This is a genomic window from Pseudomonas sp. 1L-E-NC-VB-C3 (assembly GCF_057291535.1).
In genome coordinates, this window is record NZ_JBXAWD010000003.1 from 220,043 (window position 1) to 238,657 (window position 18,615).

General features: G+C 60.6%; 17 protein-coding genes. 5 read left to right on the top strand and 12 right to left on the bottom strand.

Features of this window, described 5'->3' with window-relative positions:
- Nucleotides 1–9: 9 nt before the first annotated feature.
- Nucleotides 10–906 (bottom strand): LysR family transcriptional regulator, encoded by an 897-nt coding sequence (locus AC0Z5Z_RS06560; protein WP_041477640.1) that lies wholly within the window; start codon nucleotides 904–906, stop codon nucleotides 10–12.
- Nucleotides 907–1,013: 107 nt separating this feature from the next.
- Between AC0Z5Z_RS06560 and AC0Z5Z_RS06565 the strand changes: the two genes are divergently transcribed.
- The 4 genes from AC0Z5Z_RS06565 to AC0Z5Z_RS06580 all read left to right on the top strand — a co-directional run bounded on the left by AC0Z5Z_RS06565 (nucleotide 1,014) and on the right by AC0Z5Z_RS06580 (nucleotide 4,534).
- The gene (locus tag AC0Z5Z_RS06565; RefSeq protein ID WP_150638310.1) at nucleotides 1,014–1,346 is read left to right on the top strand and encodes a DMT family transporter; all 333 of its coding nucleotides are present in this window, start codon (nucleotides 1,014–1,016) and stop codon (nucleotides 1,344–1,346) included.
- A 202-nt stretch (nucleotides 1,347–1,548) separates the two neighbouring features.
- Nucleotides 1,549–2,724 (top strand): NAD(P)/FAD-dependent oxidoreductase, encoded by a 1,176-nt coding sequence (locus AC0Z5Z_RS06570; RefSeq protein WP_485610888.1) that lies wholly within the window; start codon nucleotides 1,549–1,551, stop codon nucleotides 2,722–2,724.
- The gene (locus AC0Z5Z_RS06575; RefSeq protein ID WP_095180984.1) at nucleotides 2,721–3,533 is read left to right on the top strand and encodes an aldo/keto reductase; all 813 of its coding nucleotides are present in this window, start codon (nucleotides 2,721–2,723) and stop codon (nucleotides 3,531–3,533) included. The genes AC0Z5Z_RS06570 and AC0Z5Z_RS06575 overlap by 4 nt, the downstream gene beginning before the upstream one ends.
- 32 nt (nucleotides 3,534–3,565) lie before the next feature.
- Nucleotides 3,566–4,534, top strand: a complete 969-nt coding sequence (locus AC0Z5Z_RS06580; protein WP_056787497.1) for a hypothetical protein — start codon at nucleotides 3,566–3,568, stop codon at nucleotides 4,532–4,534.
- Nucleotides 4,535–4,618: 84 nt separating this feature from the next.
- Here the strand turns inward: AC0Z5Z_RS06580 and hldE are convergent, their stop codons facing one another.
- From hldE to AC0Z5Z_RS06595, 3 genes are all read right to left on the bottom strand, one after another.
- A complete protein-coding gene (gene hldE, locus AC0Z5Z_RS06585) occupies nucleotides 4,619–6,040 on the bottom strand; it encodes a bifunctional D-glycero-beta-D-manno-heptose-7-phosphate kinase/D-glycero-beta-D-manno-heptose 1-phosphate adenylyltransferase HldE (RefSeq protein ID WP_485610889.1) in 1,422 nt (473 codons plus the stop codon).
- A 99-nt stretch (nucleotides 6,041–6,139) separates the two neighbouring features.
- On the bottom strand, nucleotides 6,140–7,945 hold the full coding sequence (gene msbA, locus AC0Z5Z_RS06590; RefSeq protein ID WP_016771984.1) for a lipid A export permease/ATP-binding protein MsbA: 1,806 nt from the start codon (nucleotides 7,943–7,945) through the stop codon (nucleotides 6,140–6,142).
- A gap of 15 nt (nucleotides 7,946–7,960) precedes the next feature.
- Entirely contained in the window at nucleotides 7,961–9,133 is a 1,173-nt protein-coding gene (locus tag AC0Z5Z_RS06595; RefSeq protein WP_095180985.1) for an O-antigen ligase family protein, read from the bottom strand.
- Nucleotides 9,134–9,283: 150 nt separating this feature from the next.
- Between AC0Z5Z_RS06595 and AC0Z5Z_RS06600 the strand changes: the two genes are divergently transcribed.
- Complete coding sequence (locus AC0Z5Z_RS06600; protein ID WP_224787295.1) at nucleotides 9,284–9,850, top strand: lipopolysaccharide kinase InaA family protein; 567 nt, start codon at nucleotides 9,284–9,286, stop codon at nucleotides 9,848–9,850.
- On the opposite strand, the gene AC0Z5Z_RS06605 is transcribed toward AC0Z5Z_RS06600, so the two are convergent.
- The 8 genes from AC0Z5Z_RS06605 to AC0Z5Z_RS06640 form a co-directional block, all read right to left on the bottom strand.
- Nucleotides 9,845–10,939 carry a glycosyltransferase gene (locus AC0Z5Z_RS06605; RefSeq protein ID WP_485610890.1) on the bottom strand — a complete coding sequence of 365 codons (1,095 nt, stop codon included), beginning with the start codon at nucleotides 10,937–10,939 and terminating at the stop codon, nucleotides 9,845–9,847. The genes AC0Z5Z_RS06600 and AC0Z5Z_RS06605 overlap by 6 nt on opposite strands.
- 54 nt (nucleotides 10,940–10,993) lie before the next feature.
- Nucleotides 10,994–11,755, bottom strand: coding sequence for a glycosyltransferase family 2 protein (locus tag AC0Z5Z_RS06610; RefSeq protein ID WP_252887212.1), 762 nt, complete (start codon nucleotides 11,753–11,755; stop codon nucleotides 10,994–10,996).
- A 54-nt stretch (nucleotides 11,756–11,809) separates the two neighbouring features.
- On the bottom strand, nucleotides 11,810–12,766 hold the full coding sequence (locus AC0Z5Z_RS06615; protein ID WP_485610891.1) for a glycosyltransferase: 957 nt from the start codon (nucleotides 12,764–12,766) through the stop codon (nucleotides 11,810–11,812).
- Nucleotides 12,767–12,847: 81 nt separating this feature from the next.
- On the bottom strand, nucleotides 12,848–14,248 hold the full coding sequence (locus AC0Z5Z_RS06620) for a PIG-L deacetylase family protein (protein ID WP_485610934.1): 1,401 nt from the start codon (nucleotides 14,246–14,248) through the stop codon (nucleotides 12,848–12,850).
- An 8-nt stretch (nucleotides 14,249–14,256) separates the two neighbouring features.
- Nucleotides 14,257–15,153: an antimicrobial resistance protein Mig-14 gene (locus AC0Z5Z_RS06625; protein ID WP_485610892.1), complete on the bottom strand. Its 897-nt coding sequence runs from the start codon at nucleotides 15,151–15,153 to the stop codon at nucleotides 14,257–14,259.
- The gene (locus AC0Z5Z_RS06630) at nucleotides 15,153–16,283 is read right to left on the bottom strand and encodes a glycosyltransferase (protein ID WP_236168150.1); all 1,131 of its coding nucleotides are present in this window, start codon (nucleotides 16,281–16,283) and stop codon (nucleotides 15,153–15,155) included. Before AC0Z5Z_RS06630 ends, AC0Z5Z_RS06625 begins: the two co-directional genes overlap by 1 nt.
- On the bottom strand, nucleotides 16,267–18,024 hold the full coding sequence (locus AC0Z5Z_RS06635) for a carbamoyltransferase family protein (RefSeq protein WP_024011327.1): 1,758 nt from the start codon (nucleotides 18,022–18,024) through the stop codon (nucleotides 16,267–16,269). The genes AC0Z5Z_RS06630 and AC0Z5Z_RS06635 overlap by 17 nt, the downstream gene beginning before the upstream one ends.
- 172 nt (nucleotides 18,025–18,196) lie before the next feature.
- Nucleotides 18,197–18,526, bottom strand: a complete 330-nt coding sequence (locus AC0Z5Z_RS06640) for a YceK/YidQ family lipoprotein (RefSeq protein WP_370695111.1) — start codon at nucleotides 18,524–18,526, stop codon at nucleotides 18,197–18,199.
- Nucleotides 18,527–18,615 lie beyond the last annotated feature (89 nt).

Here is an 18,615-nt window from a genome sequence, read left to right on the forward strand (position 1 = left end):
CGGCGGAGTTTATCGGCTTTTGTCGCCGATCGCCCGCAAGTGCACGGCAAAACGTTCCGCCAGCCAGCGCGCGGCCGGGCCGAGCGGTTCGTCGCGGCGCCAGACCAGTTCCACCACCAGCGCTGGCGGCGTCCATTCGCTGTCGAGCTCAATCATCTGGCCTTGATACGCCGAGTACTGCACAACGTGGCGCGGCAACCAAGCCCAGCCGAGATCGCGCACCAGCCATTCGGACATTACGTAAAAGCTGTCGGCGCGCCACACCTGTGGGCTGGCCGGCTCGTTGCCGGGATAGACGCTGGTCTGCGTCGACATCAGCAATTGCCGGTGCTGCGCCAGTTGCTGGCAGGTCACATAGGAATGCTGCGCCAGCGGATGATTGACGCCACAGACCGTGACCATTTCCACTCGACCCAGCACGCGGCGCTCAAGGGCTTCGGGGATTTCATCGTGATAGAACAACAAGCCAAGATCGGCCCGGCGTTCGACCAGTTTGCGCGCGACTTCGCCTTGGGCGGCGCTGGTCAGTTGCACTTCCAGGCTGGGAAACTGCTCGGCCAGTTCGCCGAAACTTTCCACCAGCGCCTGATAGGGCATCGCCTCGTCCTGGGCCACGCGCAACTGCGCCTCCTGGCCGCGCAGCATGGCCATGGCCCTGCCGTTGAGGCGCTCGCACTGGCGCAATACTTCGCGGGCTTCTTCCAGCAACGCCTCGCCCGCCTCGGTGAGACTGGGCTGACGGCCACTGCTGCGCTCGAACAGGCTCACGCCCAAATCCTCTTCGAGCATCGCGACAGCACTGCTGATCGCCGATTGCGCCTTGCGTTGTCGGCGCGCCACGGCGGAAAAGGATCGCTGTTCGGCGACGTCGACAAATACTCGCAACTGCTCAAGATTCCATTGCATACGATTTTTCAACCTATCTACTGAGCAGATAGGTAATGACTTTACCCCATCTGAGCAATCCCTAGAATGTCACTCCAGCAAGCAATGATTTATTTGAGGATCAAACCATGAACGCCTACGTCTATCTGGCCATCGCCATCTGCGCCGAAGTGATCGCCACCGTTTCGATGAAAGCGGTCAAGGGCTTCAGCACTCCTCTACCGCTGATTCTGGTGATTGTCGGCTACGGGATTGCATTCTGGATGCTGACGCTGGTAGTGCGCACCGTTCCGGTCGGCGTGGCCTACGCGGTCTGGGCCGGTATGGGCATTGTGATGGTCAGCGTGGCGGCACTGTTTATCTATGGGCAGAAGCTGGATATCCCGGCGATGCTGGGGATGGCGTTGATCGTGCTGGGCGTGGTGGTGATTCAATTGTTCTCGAAAACCGCCGGCCATTAACTGCCAGACACAATCCCCTGTGGGAGCGAGCCTGCTCGCGAATGCGGTACATCAGTCAACACATATGTCGACTGGCATTCCCTCTTCGCGAGCAGGCTCGCTCCCACATTGGCCCATATGTTCGGCATGTTGATCATCGACAAATCCGCCCCTTTCCCGAGTCTGTATACTGCGCCCTCGTCTTGAGCACTGAGGTCGCTGCATGCCATCCGTTATTTCCACCGACGTTCTGATTGTCGGCGCTGGTGTCGCCGGCCTCTGGCTGAATGCGCGCCTGCGCGGTCAGGGTTTCTCGACCGTGCTGGTGGAAAGCGCCAGCCTCGGTGGCGGGCAGAGCGTGAAGTCCCAGGGCATCATCCACGGCGGTGCCAAGTACGCGCTGCACGGCGCGCTGACCGGGGCCTCGGAAGCCATCGCCGACATGCCGCGCCGCTGGCGCGAGGCGCTGGCCGGTAATGGTGAGCTGGATCTGTCCGGCGTACGTCTGCTGTCCGAAGCCCATTACCTGTGGTCGCCAGGCACTTTGGCCGGCAACCTGACCAGTTTCTTCGCCAGCAAAGCCGTGCGTGGCCGGGTCGATCAGGTCAAGGGCGATGAACTGCCGCTGGCCCTGCAAGACAAGCGTTTCAAGGGCAAGGTCTATCGCCTCGCCGAACTGGTAGTGGATGTCCCGAGCCTGATCCAGCGCCTCGCCGATCTGGCCGGTGACGGTCTGCTCGCCGGGCAGGTCATCGAGCCGCTGCTGGAAGCCGGCGTGCTGGTCGGCCTGAAAGTCGACGGCCGTGAGATCCGCGCCCAGCGCATCGTCCTCAGCGCCGGCGCCGGCACGGCCGAACTGCTTGAAGCCCTGGGCCTGAGCCGTCCGGCCATGCAGCGCCGCCCCCTGCACATGATCCTCGCCAAGGGCCCCGGCTTGAAACCGCTGTACGCGCACTGCCTGGGCGGCGGGACCAAGCCGCGCATTACCGTGACCACGCATCCGGCGGCTGATGGCCAGTGGGTCTGGTACATGGGCGGCGACATCGCCGAAAGCGAAGGCGTGGCCCGCGAGCCAGCCGAACAGATCGCCACCGCGCAAAAGGAAATCGCCCAATTGCTGCCGTGGATCGACCTCAGCACCACGCAATGGGCCACCCTGCGCGTCGACCGCGCAGAGCCGCTGCAAACCGGCCTGACCCGTCCGGACAACGCATTCCTCGCCGAGGAAGGTCGCTTGCTCGTCGGCTGGCCGACCAAACTGGCACTGGCGCCAGACTTCGCCGACCGCGTTATCGCCTCGCTGCAACGCGACGGCATCCAGCCGCAGGCGACCGAGCCGCTGCCGCCGCTGCCGAAACCGCCGCTCGGCGTCCCCGCATGGGAGCAACTGCTGCCATGAGCATTGCCACTCTGCACGAACTGCATCGCCCACTGGGCAGCACCGGCCTGACGGTTTCGCCGCTGGGCCTGGGCACGGTCAAACTCGGCCGCGATCAAGGGGTGAAATACCCCAACGGCTTTCAGATTCCCGGCGATGACGAAGCGCGCATGCTGCTGCGCCAGGCGCGCGATCTGGGCATCAACCTGATCGACACCGCACCGGCCTATGGGCGCAGCGAAGAACGCCTCGGCCCGCTGCTGCGCGGTCAGCGTCAGGACTGGGTGATCGTCAGCAAGGTCGGTGAAGAGTTTGCCGATGGCCTGTCGCGTCACGATTTCAGCGCCGCGCACACGCGAATGTCGGTCGAGCGCAGCCTGCAACGTCTGGAAACGGATTTTATCGATCTGGTCCTCGTGCACTCGGACGGCAACGACATGGCCATCCTCGAGCACGAAGAGGTCTACGCCACCCTCGCGGCGCTGAAGGCCGAGGGCAAGATTCGCGGCTTCGGGTTTTCCGGCAAAACCGTCGAAGGCGGCTTGAAAGCGCTGGAGCAAGGCGACTGCGCGATGGTCACCTACAATCTGAACGAACAAAACGAAAAGGCGGTCATTGACTATGCTGCTGCCCACGGCAAAGCCATTCTGGTGAAAAAAGCCCTGGCCAGCGGTCATGTCTGTCTGAGTCCGGGAGTCGATCCGGTGCGCGCCAGCTTCGAGTTGCTGTTCACTCATCCCGGCGTTGCCAGTGCTATTGTCGGCACGATCAATCCGCTGCACCTCGCCCATAACGTAGCGACCGTTGCCCAGGTCCTGCGTAGTCACTGACGCCGCCCCGCGGCCTTAAGCCAGGAGCCGATATGCCGCGCACGCTCATCCGCAAGAACCCGAGCAACTTCAAGACACTGCCGCTGTTCGTCGAAGCCACGCCCGAAGGCCTGAGCTATCAGAGCGTCGGCATGCCGCTGAACTTCGCCCAGACCCTGCAACGGCGCAAACCGGTCAGTGTTGCCGACAGCGAGCGCTTTGCCCTGGAGCTGGCCAACCTCGGCGTGTCCGTGCGCCTGACCCTGCACTGGCAGAATCGCGATTACTGGGTGCTGGTGCGCCAGCGTCGGCAGGATCGCGGCGACGTGGTATTGAAGCTGATTTCCGGCTACGTGCCGGCCCATGAGCTGAACATTCCGCTGCACACGGCGATTCAGGAGATTGCCGAAGAGTGCCTGCTGGAAACCCCGGAAGGCTGGCTCGGCGGGCGCTTCAACGAGACTTGGTTGCCGGCGCCCTACTCCGCTGCGCTGCATTACCGTGAGGCGTTGCCGTTTCGCCTGACGCCGTTGTCCGGTTCGGCGCGTCCGGTGCGCTGCGCCAACCTGCAATTGCTGGAGCGACCAAGGGCGTACGTGCATCTGCCGACGGCGTCCCTGCAATTGATCTATGACTTGCGCCTGGACGTGCCCAAGGAGGCGAAGTCCTTGAGCCTGTTTCATGTCGACGAGCGTCTGGAAGGCGATCAACTGGTGGCGCGACTCGATCGCAAACGGCCAGACCTGTACTTGATGCCATTGCACGACGGTCAGCCGCTGCCTGAGTTGTACACCCTGAAAAAGGATCAACTGTATCCGGCGAGTACGCGCGGTCTGTATCTGGCCGAAAGCTTCGCGCGACAGGATGGCTGGTTGGTGCGCGATGAGCGGATTCGCTGGAAAGACTGGTTGCGCCAACAGGGCCTGACGCCAGCGGAGAAAGCCACTGGACTGGCACGCCTGCGCGGCAAGGCCAGGCAGCTGCTGAAGAAAATCGTACCGCGCAAGAAAGTGAATTCCTGAAAGCAAAAAATCGCAGCCTTCGACGGCTCCTGCATTGGAATGTATTCCCCTGTAGGAGCTGCCGCAGGCTGCGATCTTTTGATCTTATTGGCCGCGGATCTTTTCCACGATCGCTGTCGTCGAGCTGTTTTCCACCAGCCCCAGGACTTTCACGGTGCCGCCGTAGGCGGTGACGATATCCGCGCCGACCACCTGATCGATTCCGTAATCGCCGCCCTTGACCAGCACGTCCGGCTTGACCTCGCGCAGCAGGTTTTCCGGTGTGCCTTCAGAGAAACTGATCACCCAGTCCACCGCGCCGAGACCGGCGAGTACCGCCATGCGGCGATCCACGCTGTTGATCGGCCGGCCCGGGCCTTTCAGGCGGCTGACCGAGGCGTCATCGTTGACTGCCACGATCAGGCGGTCGCCCTGAGCACGGGCCTGTTCCAGATAGGTGACATGGCCGGCATGCAGGATATCGAAGCAGCCATTGGTGAAAACAATCCGCTCGTTGTGCGCACGGGCATCGTCAACCGCCAGCAGCAGCAGCTCAAGTCCCAGCACGCCTCGCTCCGAACCTTCTTCGCGCTGAATGGCGCGGCGCAGTTCCGGGGCGCTGATCGCTGCGGTACCCAACTTGCCGACGACGATGCCTGCTGCCAGATTGGCCAGCGCCACGGCGTGCGGCAGTTCTTCGCCTGCGGCAATGGCCGCGGCCAGGGTCGAAATCACCGTATCGCCGGCACCGGTCACGTCGAACACTTCGCGGGCGCGGGCCGGCAGATGCAACGCCGGATGATCCGGACGCAGCAAGGTCATGCCGTGTTCACCACGGGTCACCAGCAGCGCGCCGAGGTCGAGCTCCTGCATCAGGACGGCGCCCTTGCTCACCAGTTCGTGCTCATCGGCGCAACCACCGACGATGGTTTCGAACTCGCTGAGATTCGGTGTGATCAGGCTGGCACCGCGGTAGATCGAAAAGTCCTTGCCCTTCGGATCAGCCAATACCGGTATACCTTTGGCACGGGCGGCCTGGATCAGGGCCTGGTGATTTTTCAGTGCGCCTTTACCGTAATCCGACAACACCAGCACCTTGATGCCTTCCAGCAACCCGTCAACCTGCGCGGCCAGTGCCAGAGCATCGGTGGCGAACACTTCTTCGAAATCGATACGCAACAGTTGCTGGTGCCGGCTCATGACCCGCAGCTTGACGATGGTCGGCTGGTGCGCGATGCGCTGAAACAAGGCGCGCACGCCCGCGCCCTTGAGACTGTTGCTCAGGCTGTCGGCGGCTTCGTCATCGCCGGTCACGCCCACCAGCGATGCCGGTGCACCCAGCGCGGCAATGTTCAGCGCCACGTTGGCGGCACCGCCCGGGCGATCTTCGATCTGCTCGACCTTGACCACCGGCACCGGTGCCTCAGGGGAAATCCGTGAGGTTCCGCCATGCCAGTAACGGTCGAGCATGACATCGCCGACCACCAAGACAGGGGCTTGATCGAATCGCGGCATCGACAATTTCATGGAGCAACCCACATACAAAATGAACAGGGGCGCGATATTAACAGGATCGCGCGCGCCGGGAATACACGAGGGTGAGGCTGGCCCGCCCTCATCTGCAGATCAGGCAATGTCTTCAGCCGGAGCATCCAGCCCCATCGCATGCAGACGCGCGTAGTAGCCATTATGAGCAAGCAGTTGGGCATGAGTGCCGCGTTCGACGATCTCGCCCTGATCCATGACGAGGATCAGATCGGCCTTCTCGATGGTCGACAAACGGTGGGCAATCACCAGCGTGGTGCGGCCTTTCATGACATGGTCGAGTGCCGCCTGAATGTGCCGCTCGGACTCGGTATCAAGGGCCGAAGTCGCTTCGTCGAGGATCAGCAGCGGGGCGTTTTTCAGCAAGGCCCGGGCAATCGCCAGGCGCTGACGCTGTCCGCCAGACAACAGCACACCGTTCTCGCCCACCTGGGTATCCAGGCCTTGAGGCATCTGCGCGATGAAGTCCATGGCAAATGCATCCCTGGCGGCTTTCTCGATATCTTCGCGAGGCGCGCCTGCCAGATCGCCGTAAGCGATGTTGTTGGCGATGGTGTCGTTGAACAGCGTCACGTGCTGGGTCACTTGCGCTACATGGCGACGCAGATTGCGCAGACGATAGTCCTCGATTTCGACATCATCGAGCAGGATTTCGCCGGTCTCGTGGTGATAGAAGCGCGGAATGAGACTGGCCAGCGTCGATTTGCCGCTGCCGGAACGCCCGACCAGGGCGATCATCTGACCTGGCGACGCGGTGAAGCTGATGTTTTTCAGCACTTCCCGTTCAGTGCCCGGGTAAGTGAAGCTGAGGTTGTTCACCGCCAGATGGCCACTGACCCGATCACGCTCGATCGTACCGGTGTCGATTTCCGGCTCGACATCGAGCTGCTCGAAAATGCTTTCGGCGCCGGCCACGCCTTTCTGGATGGTCGAGCTGACTTCAGACAATTGCCGGATCGGTTTGGGCAGCAAACCGGCAGCCGTGATGTAGGCAACCAGATCACCGGCCGTTGCATCACCGCGCAGGAACAGTACGAGGAACATCAGCACGGCCATGGCGGTGTAGATCACCAGCTGCAGCATCGGCGTATACACCGCGCCAGTCTTGGTCATACGCAACTGTTTGTCGGTGTTGCTCTGGCTGGCCGCCGCAAAACGCTGCTGCTCATAAGCCTCGCCACCGAAACTGCGCACAACGCGATAGCCTTGAATGGTTTCGGAAGCCACGTGGGTGACGTCGCCCATGGCCACTTGAATCTTCTTGCTCTGCTTGCGGAATTTCTTGCTGGTGTTGCCGACCATGAACGCGATCACGGGCAGAATGGCCAGCATCACCAGAGTCAGTTTCCAGTTCATCCACAGCAGATAGGCGAACAGGAAAACCACGGTCAGGCCTTCGCGGATCACCACTTTGATGGCATCCGTGGCGGCGCCGGTGACCATGGTCACGTTGAAAGTGATGCGCGAGATCAGATGACCCGAGTTATGGGTATCGAAATAGCGATTGGGCAGTACCAACAGCTTGTTGAACAGTTCGATACGCAGGTCATGCACCAGCCCCAACGAAACCCTCGCCAGGTAATAGTTGCCGAGAAACGAGCCGAGGCCTTGCCACGCTGCGATCAGGATGATCAGCAACGGCACAGCCATCAGCAATTGCACGTCTCGCAGATAGGGAACGTTGGGGAAGAGCACCGCTTCCGGGTTGCTCAGGCCATCGACAAAATACTTGAGAATCCCGGCCAGCATTGGTTGCGTGGAAGCAAAGATCACGAAGCCCACGATACTCAGCAGGAAAAGACCGATATAGGGTTTTACGTACCCCAACAGCCGAAAGTAGATTTTCAGGCTGGATTCCTGTTCCGCTTTGGGCGGTGCGTCAGTCATCGTAGAGCTCACTGGTTAAGAAGAACGCGAAATTTTATCACAAGCGCTGCCATTGGCCCGCGCCCATACCAAAACGCTGGCAAGCCCCAACGGCAGCCAGCTGATGAACCACTCGGCGCGCGGGGTGCCGGTGAGGCTGGCAGCGTCGAACTGCATCGCCAGTGTCGAGAACAGCCAGATACCGATGATCCCCCGGGCATACAGCGTTTCCCGAACTTTCCACGCTTGGAAAATAACGGCGAACCAGACGGCAGACCACAACAGCAGTCCCGGCAGACCCAGCACGATCGCAACGTGGGTGAACAGATTGTGGGCGTGATCGAAGGTCATGCCCGACCAGAAAACCCGGTAGTCCCCACCCAGGCCCAACCCACCCCAGGGATGTTGGGCAATCATATCCAGAGAGGCCATCAGAATCTGCGGACGAAAGGAAACTCCGCGCGCCAGCACCAACGGTTCGAACAGCCACAGCGCCACAATCGCCACCACCAGGGCCACGGCTGCGACGATTCGGCTGTGGCGGTCACGGCACCAGATCGGCATGGCCAGGATGGTCAGAAACAACGCCAGCGCCGCGCCTCGACTCTGACTCATCAGTACAAAGATACCCAGCACCGCCAACGCCAGTGTCCAGACCCCTTGCCACATCACGCCACGCGGCGCCCACAGGGCCAGCCACACCGCCGCCAGGCCGATGACATAGCCGCCGAGGATCGGATGCGCCAGCTCACCCAGCCCTTCCACCCGGGCAGACCAGGCGTTACCTTCGATGACGTAAAACCTGACGATGGCCACCAGCGCAGTTACTGCCAATCCCAGCCCGCCCCACTGCATCAGGCGAATCAACCGCTCGGGGCGTCCGCTGGCAAACACCGGAAAAAACAGCAGGAACACCACGATATACAACAGACGCTTGGCCTCGCGGCCCGTTTCCGGTGCGTTTGTCCATGCCAGACTGATCAGCGACCAGACCAGCAATCCGAGCAATGGCAGGTAGATCCAGCGTTGTTCATGGAGCACTTCTCTGACGCGGTGCCGCGCAGCCCAGCCCAGCACTAGCGCCGGCAACCAGACGAGAGCCACCAGCCCCTGCTGGTAGACCTTGTTGGTGGGCGCTACGGCAATAGCCAGTAAAAACCACAAGAGCCCCATCGCCATCCATAGTTGCGCCCAGCGTGTTTCCTGCATCAATCTGCTCCTGACAAGGGTTCGCCCATGCGACGCGGCATGGTTAAAATCGAAACTTTTCGGCATCATTGCCCGCTACTACACCCCGCACTTTCGACAAGGCTTCCTACGATGCGATGCTCCCGGCTCTCACAAGCCGCTCTAGACCAAATGATCGACGCCGCCAAAGTTCTGGAAGCGGACAGCTATGGGCCGAAAGTCTACCTGCTGCAGGATGGGAAAATTCTCAAACTGTTTCGTCGCAAAAGGTTTTTTTCATCCGCCTTGTTTCGCCCCTACTCGAAGCGATTCATCGACAACGCCGTCGAGCTGCACAAACTCGGCGTACCGACGCTGCAGATCCTCCAGTTCTTTCGCCTTGAGAAACCAGGCATGACCGCCGTGCTGTATGAGCCTCTGCCAGGGCAAACGCTGCGCCAGATCGCCGCAAAACAAGGTTTCAACTGGACTCAGGCATTGCCGGATCTGGCCGAGCTGATACGCAGCCTGCACCGCTCGGGCATCTATTTCCGCTCCCTGCATCTTGGCAACATCGTCGTCACACCAGACAACCGCATGGGCCTGATCGATGTCGCCGACATGCGCTTCACCCGCGGACCGTTGCCAAAGCGCTTGATCAAACGCAACCTGCAACACTTCGCACGCTATATTGCGCGCGAAAAGCTGAACGACAGCTTTCCGATGCAGGCACTTGAGCGCGCGGTCTTGTCGTCATGAAAACAATGCGCGGGCAGCCTGGCTGAAGTTCGCCCAGGCCTCGTCCGGTGAAAGCATCCGGTACTGCTCGGCATTGATCGCTTGAGATGAGGCACCGAAGGCGCGGTCGATGGTCTCGGACCAGGCCTTTGTGTCATTGACCGGGGCATACCAGCCGGCGCTGCCCAGTTGTTCGCTGAACACCTCCAGATCGCTGCACAACACCGGTACGCCGGCCATCACCGCTTCCTGCATGACCAGACCGAGGCCCTCTTCCAGCGAAGGGATCGCAACCCAGTCGAACGCACGATAAAGCTGCGCTGCTTCGTTCAGATGCCCGGTCAGCAAGACCTTGTCGTGCAAGCCAAGCGCGTCGATGCGCTGCTCCAGCGCCGCGCGTTTGGAGCCTTCGCCGATAATGACCAGGCGCAAGTCCGGGCGGCTGTCGAGTGCTGCGGCAAAGGCATCCAGCAAATAACCGAACCCCTTCTCGGAGACCAGCCGCCCTACCGCGCCCAATACCGGCGTATCGCCTTGCGGCAACCCCAACCGTGTCCGGGCTTGCTCGCGGGTGAACAGGTCAGCACGAAACGCTTCCGGATCAAACGCACTTCGCAACGGGGTGACAGGCATCTGCAGATCGCGGGCCAGCGAATCGGCGAGAGTGCTGGAAACGGCAACCAGTTTCAGCCGGGACGCAGGGATTGCCTGGAATAGAGCCTGGTCGCCGGCATTCAGTCGCGCCGAACCGTGGAAAATCACTACCGCGCGGATATGCGGCAGCTTCTTGAGGACCGGCAATAACGTGCGGGCAACGCCCATGCCGTCCAGCAGCAGCAATCGAGCGTCACTGTCCACGAGCGCCTGGCGAAACCTCGCCCGCATCACGGGTTTGGCCAAACGCCAGAAATGCCGGCCCTTCAGGCGGGCTGACGATAACTGCCACTCCCGGACCTCACCGACATCCACGCCGCACTCGGCTCCCTGCCCCTGGAGCAGCCAGGTTTTGACCACCGCCGACGGCGCAGCCTGAGAGAGTATCTGCTGATGCACTTTATGGATTGATGCGAACGGAGCGCCACCGGCCCACATGATATTGAGAATATTCATAGGGCAGAAAGCCGTTGCACGGATTTGCGGGGACAAGCTGCGCGGTACTCGAACTCAGTTGATGAACCAGCCAATGCAGACTCCCAGCAACAGAAACAAGGCAAATTTGATCTGTTCGCGGCGATTGCGGCGCGCTTTGCGTTCACGCTCGACATCCGTTTGCACGTGCAGACCGAAACCGGTGTGCATGACCGCGTCTGCCTCGAGTATCAAGGCGTCCCTGTTCAGTTGTGAGTAGCGCTGTGACAAGGCCTTCTCGCCACCATGGCCGGCGAAAGGCGCACACAACCGATAGTCCTCAAGTCGACGCAACCCAGGGTTCAGCGAGAACCCCTGCCACTCCGGCTTGTCGGAAATCAGCGGATAACACGCAACGCCATCGACAATCTCGCGCGCGCCCAAATGGATGTAAGGACTGTGAACCCGCAGATCGTGATTATAGCTGCGCAACCAGATCTGCAGAATTTCCGGCCGCGCTTGCAGAATGGTCATCGAGTCTTCGACGAACCCCGGACGGTAGAACTCCCAGTCATCTTCGCAATGAAAAATGTAGGGGGTGCTGACGTGTCCGTAGGCCAGGTCGATCGATGCCAACTGGCCCAGCTTCGGACGATTGACGAAGACCGTGCAATGTTCTTTCCAGTGGGCAGGCAGAATCCCGGCAACGCCTTCGTCGCCGGCATCTTCGGTGATGAACACTTCACGAATGGGTGCCGTGTTGTACCGGTCGAAGCTATCGAGAGTGGCCTTGAGCAGATCGAGTCGACCGCAGCTGGTAACCACCAATGTAATCTGGCTTTCTTTGGAAAATTGCACCGATATCTCGTTAATCAGAAGTCGCCAGCAATATCACTGGCTATATGACACTTGTCAAATGCCCACTTTCAGGCGGATTTTTTCCAGCAGGCTCAGCGGCGCCCGATCACGCAACGGCGGCTCAAGTTCTTCAACGATGCGCTGACCGATCCGCGCGAAGCTGAACTGCTCCACCGCCAGCTTGCGACCGTTGTCAGCGATGCGTTGCGCCAGTTGCGGATCCTCGCGCAGCGTGGCCAGCTTTTCCTGCAACTGCGCGATCGTCTGATAGAACACCACGTTGTGCATGTCCTGCAAACCCAGCGCCGCAGCTTCGGCGGCGCCTTGATCATAGGCCAGCAGGACGCAGCCGCAAGCCATGGCTTCGAAGTTCTTGATCATGAACTCGCCCATGCCCACGTCCGCGCTGACAAAAAAACGGATACGGTTGAGCGTTTCCAGGTATTCAGCCCCGGACTTGGTCCGCGTCACCAGCAGCGGCTCGACCTGGCCCAGTTCATCCAGCAGCGCCTTGCGGCCACTGTAGGCCACACTGTTGGTGCTGCCGACGAAGGCGAGTTCGATATCCCGCTCGCGCCCCTGGTCCTGCAATTGCGTCTGATCGTAGCCCTTGGGCACGAACACGGCGTCGAAGCCCTCCGAGCGCAGGCGCTCGGCCACCACGAAACCGGAACTGATCACCCGTGCCCACGGCAAACGCCGATAGTGCGCACTGAACTTGCCGGTGTACTTGCAGGGGATGTAATTCTGATAGGCATCGTGCTCCAGAATCACCAGATTGGGGATGGTGCGGATAAACCCGACCTGCCGGATCTCCTGCTTGAAGCGCAGGAAAAACACGATGCGGTCATAGCGGGTAACATCGACTTCGCGGCGGAAATATCGCCGCAGATTGCGCTGCTCGTCACCGCTCAACCAGCGCAGATCGCAATCACAATGGGCGGCGACACCCTCATACAAGCGATCGAGGATGGCCCGCTGATCTTTCTGCACCAGAAATAGAACTTTCATTGTCTTCCTTGCCGCAACAGCAACCCGAGCAAACCTGAACATGCCCGCCTGCAAGACAGTCTTGCGCGGGCTCCTGTGTCGTTACAAACGCCAGAACAGTTCGTGTCGCCGAACCGCCTTGCGGAAAAATTCGTTTTCGCCATAAGGCGAACCGGCGCGCCCAGCCAGCAATCGCTGCAGGCTTCGACGCAAGCGACGCTTGAACGGCGCGGGCGGCTGCAGGTCATGCATCATGCCCAGGGCCATTGCCTTGTCACGCTGCTGATCCACGGACAACGTCAGGCATACAGGCTGCACCGGCACGCCAGCATCAAAGGCTGGCGGCAGCGCCACGCCATCGCCACTATTGCCCATCGGCCACCGGTCGTTATCGTGCAGATGGTTGGCATAACCGAGCAGCGTCGGCTGCCAGTCCAGCCCCCCCAACACTTCAAGTACAGCCTGCTGCGCACAGATGTGGTCGGGGTGCGGGTCCAGCGTCGGATGCGGCAGCACGATAACGTCCGGACGCGCGCGCAGCATTGTTTCGCGCAGATCAGCCAGCAGATTGTTCCAGGTCGGCGCGCCATCGGCGTCACTTGGCAGAACAAACCGATTGAATTGACGGAACAGACGGGTATCGCTCAAATCCGCTTCGCGCGAACCCACCGGTTGCTCCGGCTTGTCCCGCATCGCGGCCAGTTGCAGGCAGAAATAGCCCAACTGCACGCAGCGTTCCTGGGGGACACCGGCCCATTGCGGTACGGTGAGGCTGTCCCAGGCGCGCAAGCGTCCCTTCAGCCGCGCGGCGTCGACCTTGCTCACGCCCATCTGCTGATAATGTTCGGCCTCGATTTCGCCAGCGGTCAGGGTGACGATCCAGGCTTCATCGGCCTGACTGTACAACCCGAACGCCGCCAGCTCCGCATCGTCGGCGTGAGGGGCAATGACCATGACCCGCTGGCGACGATAATCAGCGTGTTCCAGCGCCCACAGTACCGGCTCGCCCGACACTCGACAGAAACGGCCGCGCAGACGCAATACTCCTTCGGACAACGCTTGCGCCTGACCGCTCAGGTTCAGATAGCGCAGGCCGCCGACACCGCGTTCAAAGGTCTGCACGTCAGGATTGGCGCCACCCGACAACTCGATGAAAGGATCAAGAAAACGTCCCAGCCAAGTGCTTTTGACCTGTACAGCCAGAATCAGCACGGCTTCGTCAGCCAGCATCACCCCTTCATCCAGACGCAACTGCTCGCCGTTCAGATGCACCTTAGGCTGCGGCGTATACGCCGGGAAGCTGTATTGGTAATCGTCGCCGGGCGCGTAGAAAAGATGATCGGCAAACCACGCCTCATGGGCGATCCAGCCGCCAACCAGCAACACCGGGGCCAGCCACCAGGCGACCAGCACGCTCAGCGCGATGATGGCGGCCAGCGCGACCAACATGGCCACGCGCTTGTTGCGTCGATGGCGTCTGAGCAATTGCTGTTTGCGGCTCATGGTCTGACTCATACGGTGAACACCGGCACAGGGTTGCACCAGCGGTCCTTGTATTCACGGTCAGCGCGACCGAACGAAAAACGCAACGGCTTGCCGAGTGCCCGTGCGTGTTCCCAGGCGCTTTGCGTATTGAGAAAGCTCAGCACGCTGCCGGGGCTGAACTCGCGGGTTTCGGGATCCACGCCGCCATTCACGTATTCGATACTGATCCATTCTGCCGCCTCAACGCGGTAGACCAATTGAATCGCAATCGGCGCATCGTTGAGGAAAATGACCGAGCCGATGAGCAACTCGCGCAGCAACTCTATGACCTCGGCCATGCGCGCCGCGCCGGTCGCCGGAAAGCCCCAGCGGCGCTGAAACAGATCGCAGTACATCGCGGCCAGCTCAACGCTGGAAAACTCGCTGACCGCTCGCACCACACCGCCCGCTTCTTCCAGCAGACGCAGCTCTCGACGCTGGTTATAGCGAAACTTTTTCGACAACTCTTCCGGCGTGCGGGCCATGGCCAGTTGTTCAGCCTGCAACTTCAGGCCACTGAAACGGCCTTCGTTGAGTGCCGACAGATAGCGCGCCCGATGCCGCAGCGGTGCCTGAGCATCGACGGCGGCCGGCAGAATCAGCTCGGCATTGCCGAGGTCGAACAGGCCTTTCTTGCCGTTGCGTTTGAGCACGTCCTTGGACAACGCCAGGTCGCGTCCCCAGGTAGCGATGGCGGCTTCAACCTCGCCCTGCTGCTGCCAGGCCAGATAACGCACCGGGATCCCGGCCAGGTCCGCCAGGCGCTCGATGACCAGCGGATGTGTCGCGACACTGCCGCCATAACGTTGCCAGGCAGTGGCGTAGGTCGAGGCGTCAACGGGCGACCAGCCACGTTCGCGCCAGCCTTGAAATCGGTTGAGCATCAGCCCCTCGTTGCCAGATCGGTAACTGGCGGCAGGCGCCAGAAGGTCTCGCGCACCGCACGGTCGGAGAAACGCTCATGTAGTCGCTCGAGCATCATCTGCGCACATTGACGACGCTGCGGCTCATCCATCGCGGCCAGATGTTGCAGCCCCTGAGCCAGATGTTCGGCATCGCCCAATGGAAACAGGATGCCCACACCCTCCACCACTTCCTTCGCCCCGCCGCACGCGGTGGCCAGCAACGGTAAGCCGGCGGCCATGGCCTCCAGCAAGACCATGCCGAACGGTTCATGATCGGAGCTCAAGGCGAACACATCGAAGGCGCGGAAATAATTGCGCGCATCAGGCACCTGACCGAGAAACAGCACTCGGTCGGCAATGCCCAGCTCACGGGCCAGCACCTTGAGATCCTGCTCCAGGCGACCACTGCCGAGAATGACCAGCTGACTGTTGGCCGGCAGGCCTGGCAGCGCTTGGGCAAACCCGCGCAGCAACGTGGCCTGATCCTTGTCCGGGTGCAGGCGGCCGACGTTGCCGACAATCCAGGCATCCGGCGACAGCCCGAGGATCTGCCGCGCTTCTTCGGAAGGTACCTGACGGGCTTGCAGTGCAGGCACATCGATGCGGTTGTACAACGTCTGGATTCGGCTTGCCGGCCATTTCGGCAGGCAGCGCCGCATGTCGTCACGCACTGCATCCGACACGCCGAGAAGGCTCAGGCGCTGGCGGAAAATATGCGCGAACAACTTGCGCGTCCCTCGCTGGTAATCGCCGAACGCGTGGTGCACACCAATGACCGGTAGCGATGTGCCGAGCAAGGCGATATAGATCGGCTTGAAGCGATGGGCGATGCAAAGACTGAAATTGCGTGAGGCGACGATCTTGCGCAGATCGCCGATAGCCCCCAGTTTCAGGCCACGAATGGCCTTGGAGCTGTACTCCATGAACAACACTTCATCGGAAGCACACGCTGCGGCCACCTCGCTATCGGCGGCCCCGGTGAGAAACACCGTGGTCACCCGATAGCCGGTGCCGGCAAACAGGCTGGCGTACTGCCGCGCGCAGTCCAGGAACGGCCCGTCATAGCCGTGACAGAACTGCAGCACATGGCGTTCAGCCGAGCGAGTCATAAGCGTTGGCGCCCTCTTTGACCACCAGAATGTCTTCCATGATCAGGTACTGCAGATCCGAGCCGAAAAACATGTTCAGCGCGTCGGTCGGCGAGCAGATCATCGGTTCGCCACGACGGTTGAGCGAAGTGTTCAGCGACACGCCGTTACCGGTGAGGTTTTCCAGCGCCTTCATCATGTCGTAGTAGCGCGGGTTGTATTCGCGCTTGAGTACCTGGGCACGGGAAGTACCGTCCTCATGGACGACTTCCGGCACGCGGGTTTTCCATTCTTCGGCGACTTCGAAGGTGAAGGTCATGAACGGCGCCGGGTGATCGATCTTGATCATCTGTGGAGCGACTGTGTCGAGCATCGACGGGCAGAAAGGCCTCCAGCGCTCGCGGAACTTGATCTGATGGTTGATGCGGTCGGCGACACCGGCCACGCTCGGGCAACCGATGATCGAACGACCACCCAACGCGCGCGGACCGAATTCCATACGGCCCTGGAACCAGGCGACCGGGTTGCCATCGACCATGATCTGGGCGATCTGCTCCGGCATGTTGTCGAGCTTGCGCCAGGTCGGCTTGTTCTCGTGCCGGGCACACGCGGCAATCACGTCCTCGTTGCTGTACGACGGGCCGAGATAGACGTGTTCCATCTTCTCGACCGGTACGCCACGGGCGTGCGACACGTAAGCGGCAGCGCCGACTGCGGTGCCGGCATCGCCGGACGCAGGCTGTACGAACAGCTCTTTGATGTCGTCGCGAGCGATGATTTTCTGGTTCAGCTTGACGTTCAACGCACAGCCACCAGCGAAAGCCAGTTTGCCGGTTTCCTTGAGCACGTCGCCCAGATAGTGGTCGATCATCTGCAGCGCGAGCTTCTCGAACAGTGCTTGCATGCTCGCGGCGTAGTGGATGTACGGCTCGTCGGCAATGTCGCCTTCGCGCTTCGGACCCAGCCACTCGATCAGCTTCGGCGAGAAGTAGAAACCCTTGCCCTTCTCTTTATAGCGACGCAGGCCGATCACGTTGGCGTAGTCGGTGTTGATCACCAGCTCGCCATTTTCGAACGAGGCCAGACGCGAGAAATCGTACTTGCTGGCATCGCCGTATGGCGCCATGCCCATGACCTTGAACTCGCCGTCGAGCATCTCGAAACCGAGGAATTCGGTGATCGCACCGTACAAACCACCGAGGGAATCCGGATCGAAGAATTCCTTGATCTTGTGGATCTTGCCGTTTTCGCCGTAACCGAAGAAGGTCGTGGCGTATTCGCCTTTACCGTCGATGCCGAGGATCGCGGTTTTCTCTTTGAAACCGGAGCAGTGATAAGCACTGGAGGCGTGAGCCAGGTGATGCTCGACCGGCTCGATCTTGATTTTCTTCGGATCGAAGCCCAGTTGCTCGAGGCACCAGACGATCTTGTTGCGATAGCGCTTGTAGCGACGGTTGCCCATCAGGATGGCATCGAGTGCGCGATCAGGGGCATACCAGTAGCGCTTGGCGTAATGCCAGCGGGCCTTGCCGAACAGGCTGATCGGGGCGAAAGGAATCGCCACCACGTCAACGTCGGACGGTTTGATGCCGGCTTGCTCGAGGCAGAATTTCGCCGATTCGTAGGGCATGCGGTTCTTTGCATGTTTATCGCGTACGAAGCGCTCTTCCTCAGCCGCCGCGACCAGCTTGCCGTCGATGTACAAGGCTGCGGAAGGATCATGGCTAAGGGCGCCGGACAGGCCAAGAATCGTCAATGCCACAGGGGTCTAGCCTCTTTAGTCTGCATGCAGGCGCGATGCGCCTTGAAAATTGATGTGCCCTCGCACAGGGCGAGTGGCAGCTAAAGGGCGGGATTATAGCGTAAACATGACGGGAATTACCTTGTACGAATTGCCACCTGCGCGATTGATCCGATTCAACGAGTCCAACGACTCAATAGCCGTCTCTGCGCCAGTAAATACTCAGATTTGAATCGGTAATCTGCCGATAGACCGTGTAAGGCAACGAAAGCGTATCGAACACGGCGGACAGCGGAAGATCGAGCAACACAAAGGGCGCCAGCATACCCGTAGGATCAGGCGGCGCATTCAGCGTGCAAAAATCGAAGGCCAGACCACTGTAGATGCGCGGAATCGATTGGCAGTAGGTCTTCTTTTTGCGCAGGTCACGGGCAGCATCGGCGTCGCCCTGCAAAACGGTCGAGACACTGCCACAGCCTGAGAGAACTGCAGACATTACGCCCAGCGTCAGAATTTTTTTCATGCTCAAGATTCGCCCTCCGAGATCGTCAGGCAAATTAGCATCGAGCCCGAGCAGGGCACAGTTCATGGCTTCTGGAGAAGTTGTAGGAC

Coding starts and splice junctions, on each gene's coding strand:
- AC0Z5Z_RS06575 (WP_095180984.1), top strand. CDS start 2,721: ATGAGCATTGCCACTCTGCACGAACTGCATCGCCCACTGGGCAGCACC.
- AC0Z5Z_RS06600 (WP_224787295.1), top strand. CDS start 9,284: ATGATCGACGCCGCCAAAGTTCTGGAAGCGGACAGCTATGGGCCGAAA.
- AC0Z5Z_RS06615 (WP_485610891.1), bottom strand. CDS start 12,766: ATGAAAGTTCTATTTCTGGTGCAGAAAGATCAGCGGGCCATCCTCGAT.
- AC0Z5Z_RS06630 (WP_236168150.1), bottom strand. CDS start 16,283: ATGACTCGCTCGGCTGAACGCCATGTGCTGCAGTTCTGTCACGGCTAT.
- AC0Z5Z_RS06570 (WP_485610888.1), top strand. CDS start 1,549: ATGCCATCCGTTATTTCCACCGACGTTCTGATTGTCGGCGCTGGTGTC.
- msbA (WP_016771984.1), bottom strand. CDS start 7,945: ATGACTGACGCACCGCCCAAAGCGGAACAGGAATCCAGCCTGAAAATC.
- AC0Z5Z_RS06595 (WP_095180985.1), bottom strand. CDS start 9,133: ATGCAGGAAACACGCTGGGCGCAACTATGGATGGCGATGGGGCTCTTG.
- AC0Z5Z_RS06605 (WP_485610890.1), bottom strand. CDS start 10,939: ATGAATATTCTCAATATCATGTGGGCCGGTGGCGCTCCGTTCGCATCA.
- AC0Z5Z_RS06565 (WP_150638310.1), top strand. CDS start 1,014: ATGAACGCCTACGTCTATCTGGCCATCGCCATCTGCGCCGAAGTGATC.
- hldE (WP_485610889.1), bottom strand. CDS start 6,040: ATGAAATTGTCGATGCCGCGATTCGATCAAGCCCCTGTCTTGGTGGTC.
- AC0Z5Z_RS06580 (WP_056787497.1), top strand. CDS start 3,566: ATGCCGCGCACGCTCATCCGCAAGAACCCGAGCAACTTCAAGACACTG.
- AC0Z5Z_RS06560 (WP_041477640.1), bottom strand. CDS start 906: ATGCAATGGAATCTTGAGCAGTTGCGAGTATTTGTCGACGTCGCCGAA.
- AC0Z5Z_RS06625 (WP_485610892.1), bottom strand. CDS start 15,153: ATGCTCAACCGATTTCAAGGCTGGCGCGAACGTGGCTGGTCGCCCGTT.
- AC0Z5Z_RS06640 (WP_370695111.1), bottom strand. CDS start 18,526: ATGAAAAAAATTCTGACGCTGGGCGTAATGTCTGCAGTTCTCTCAGGC.
- AC0Z5Z_RS06620 (WP_485610934.1), bottom strand. CDS start 14,248: ATGAGCCGCAAACAGCAATTGCTCAGACGCCATCGACGCAACAAGCGC.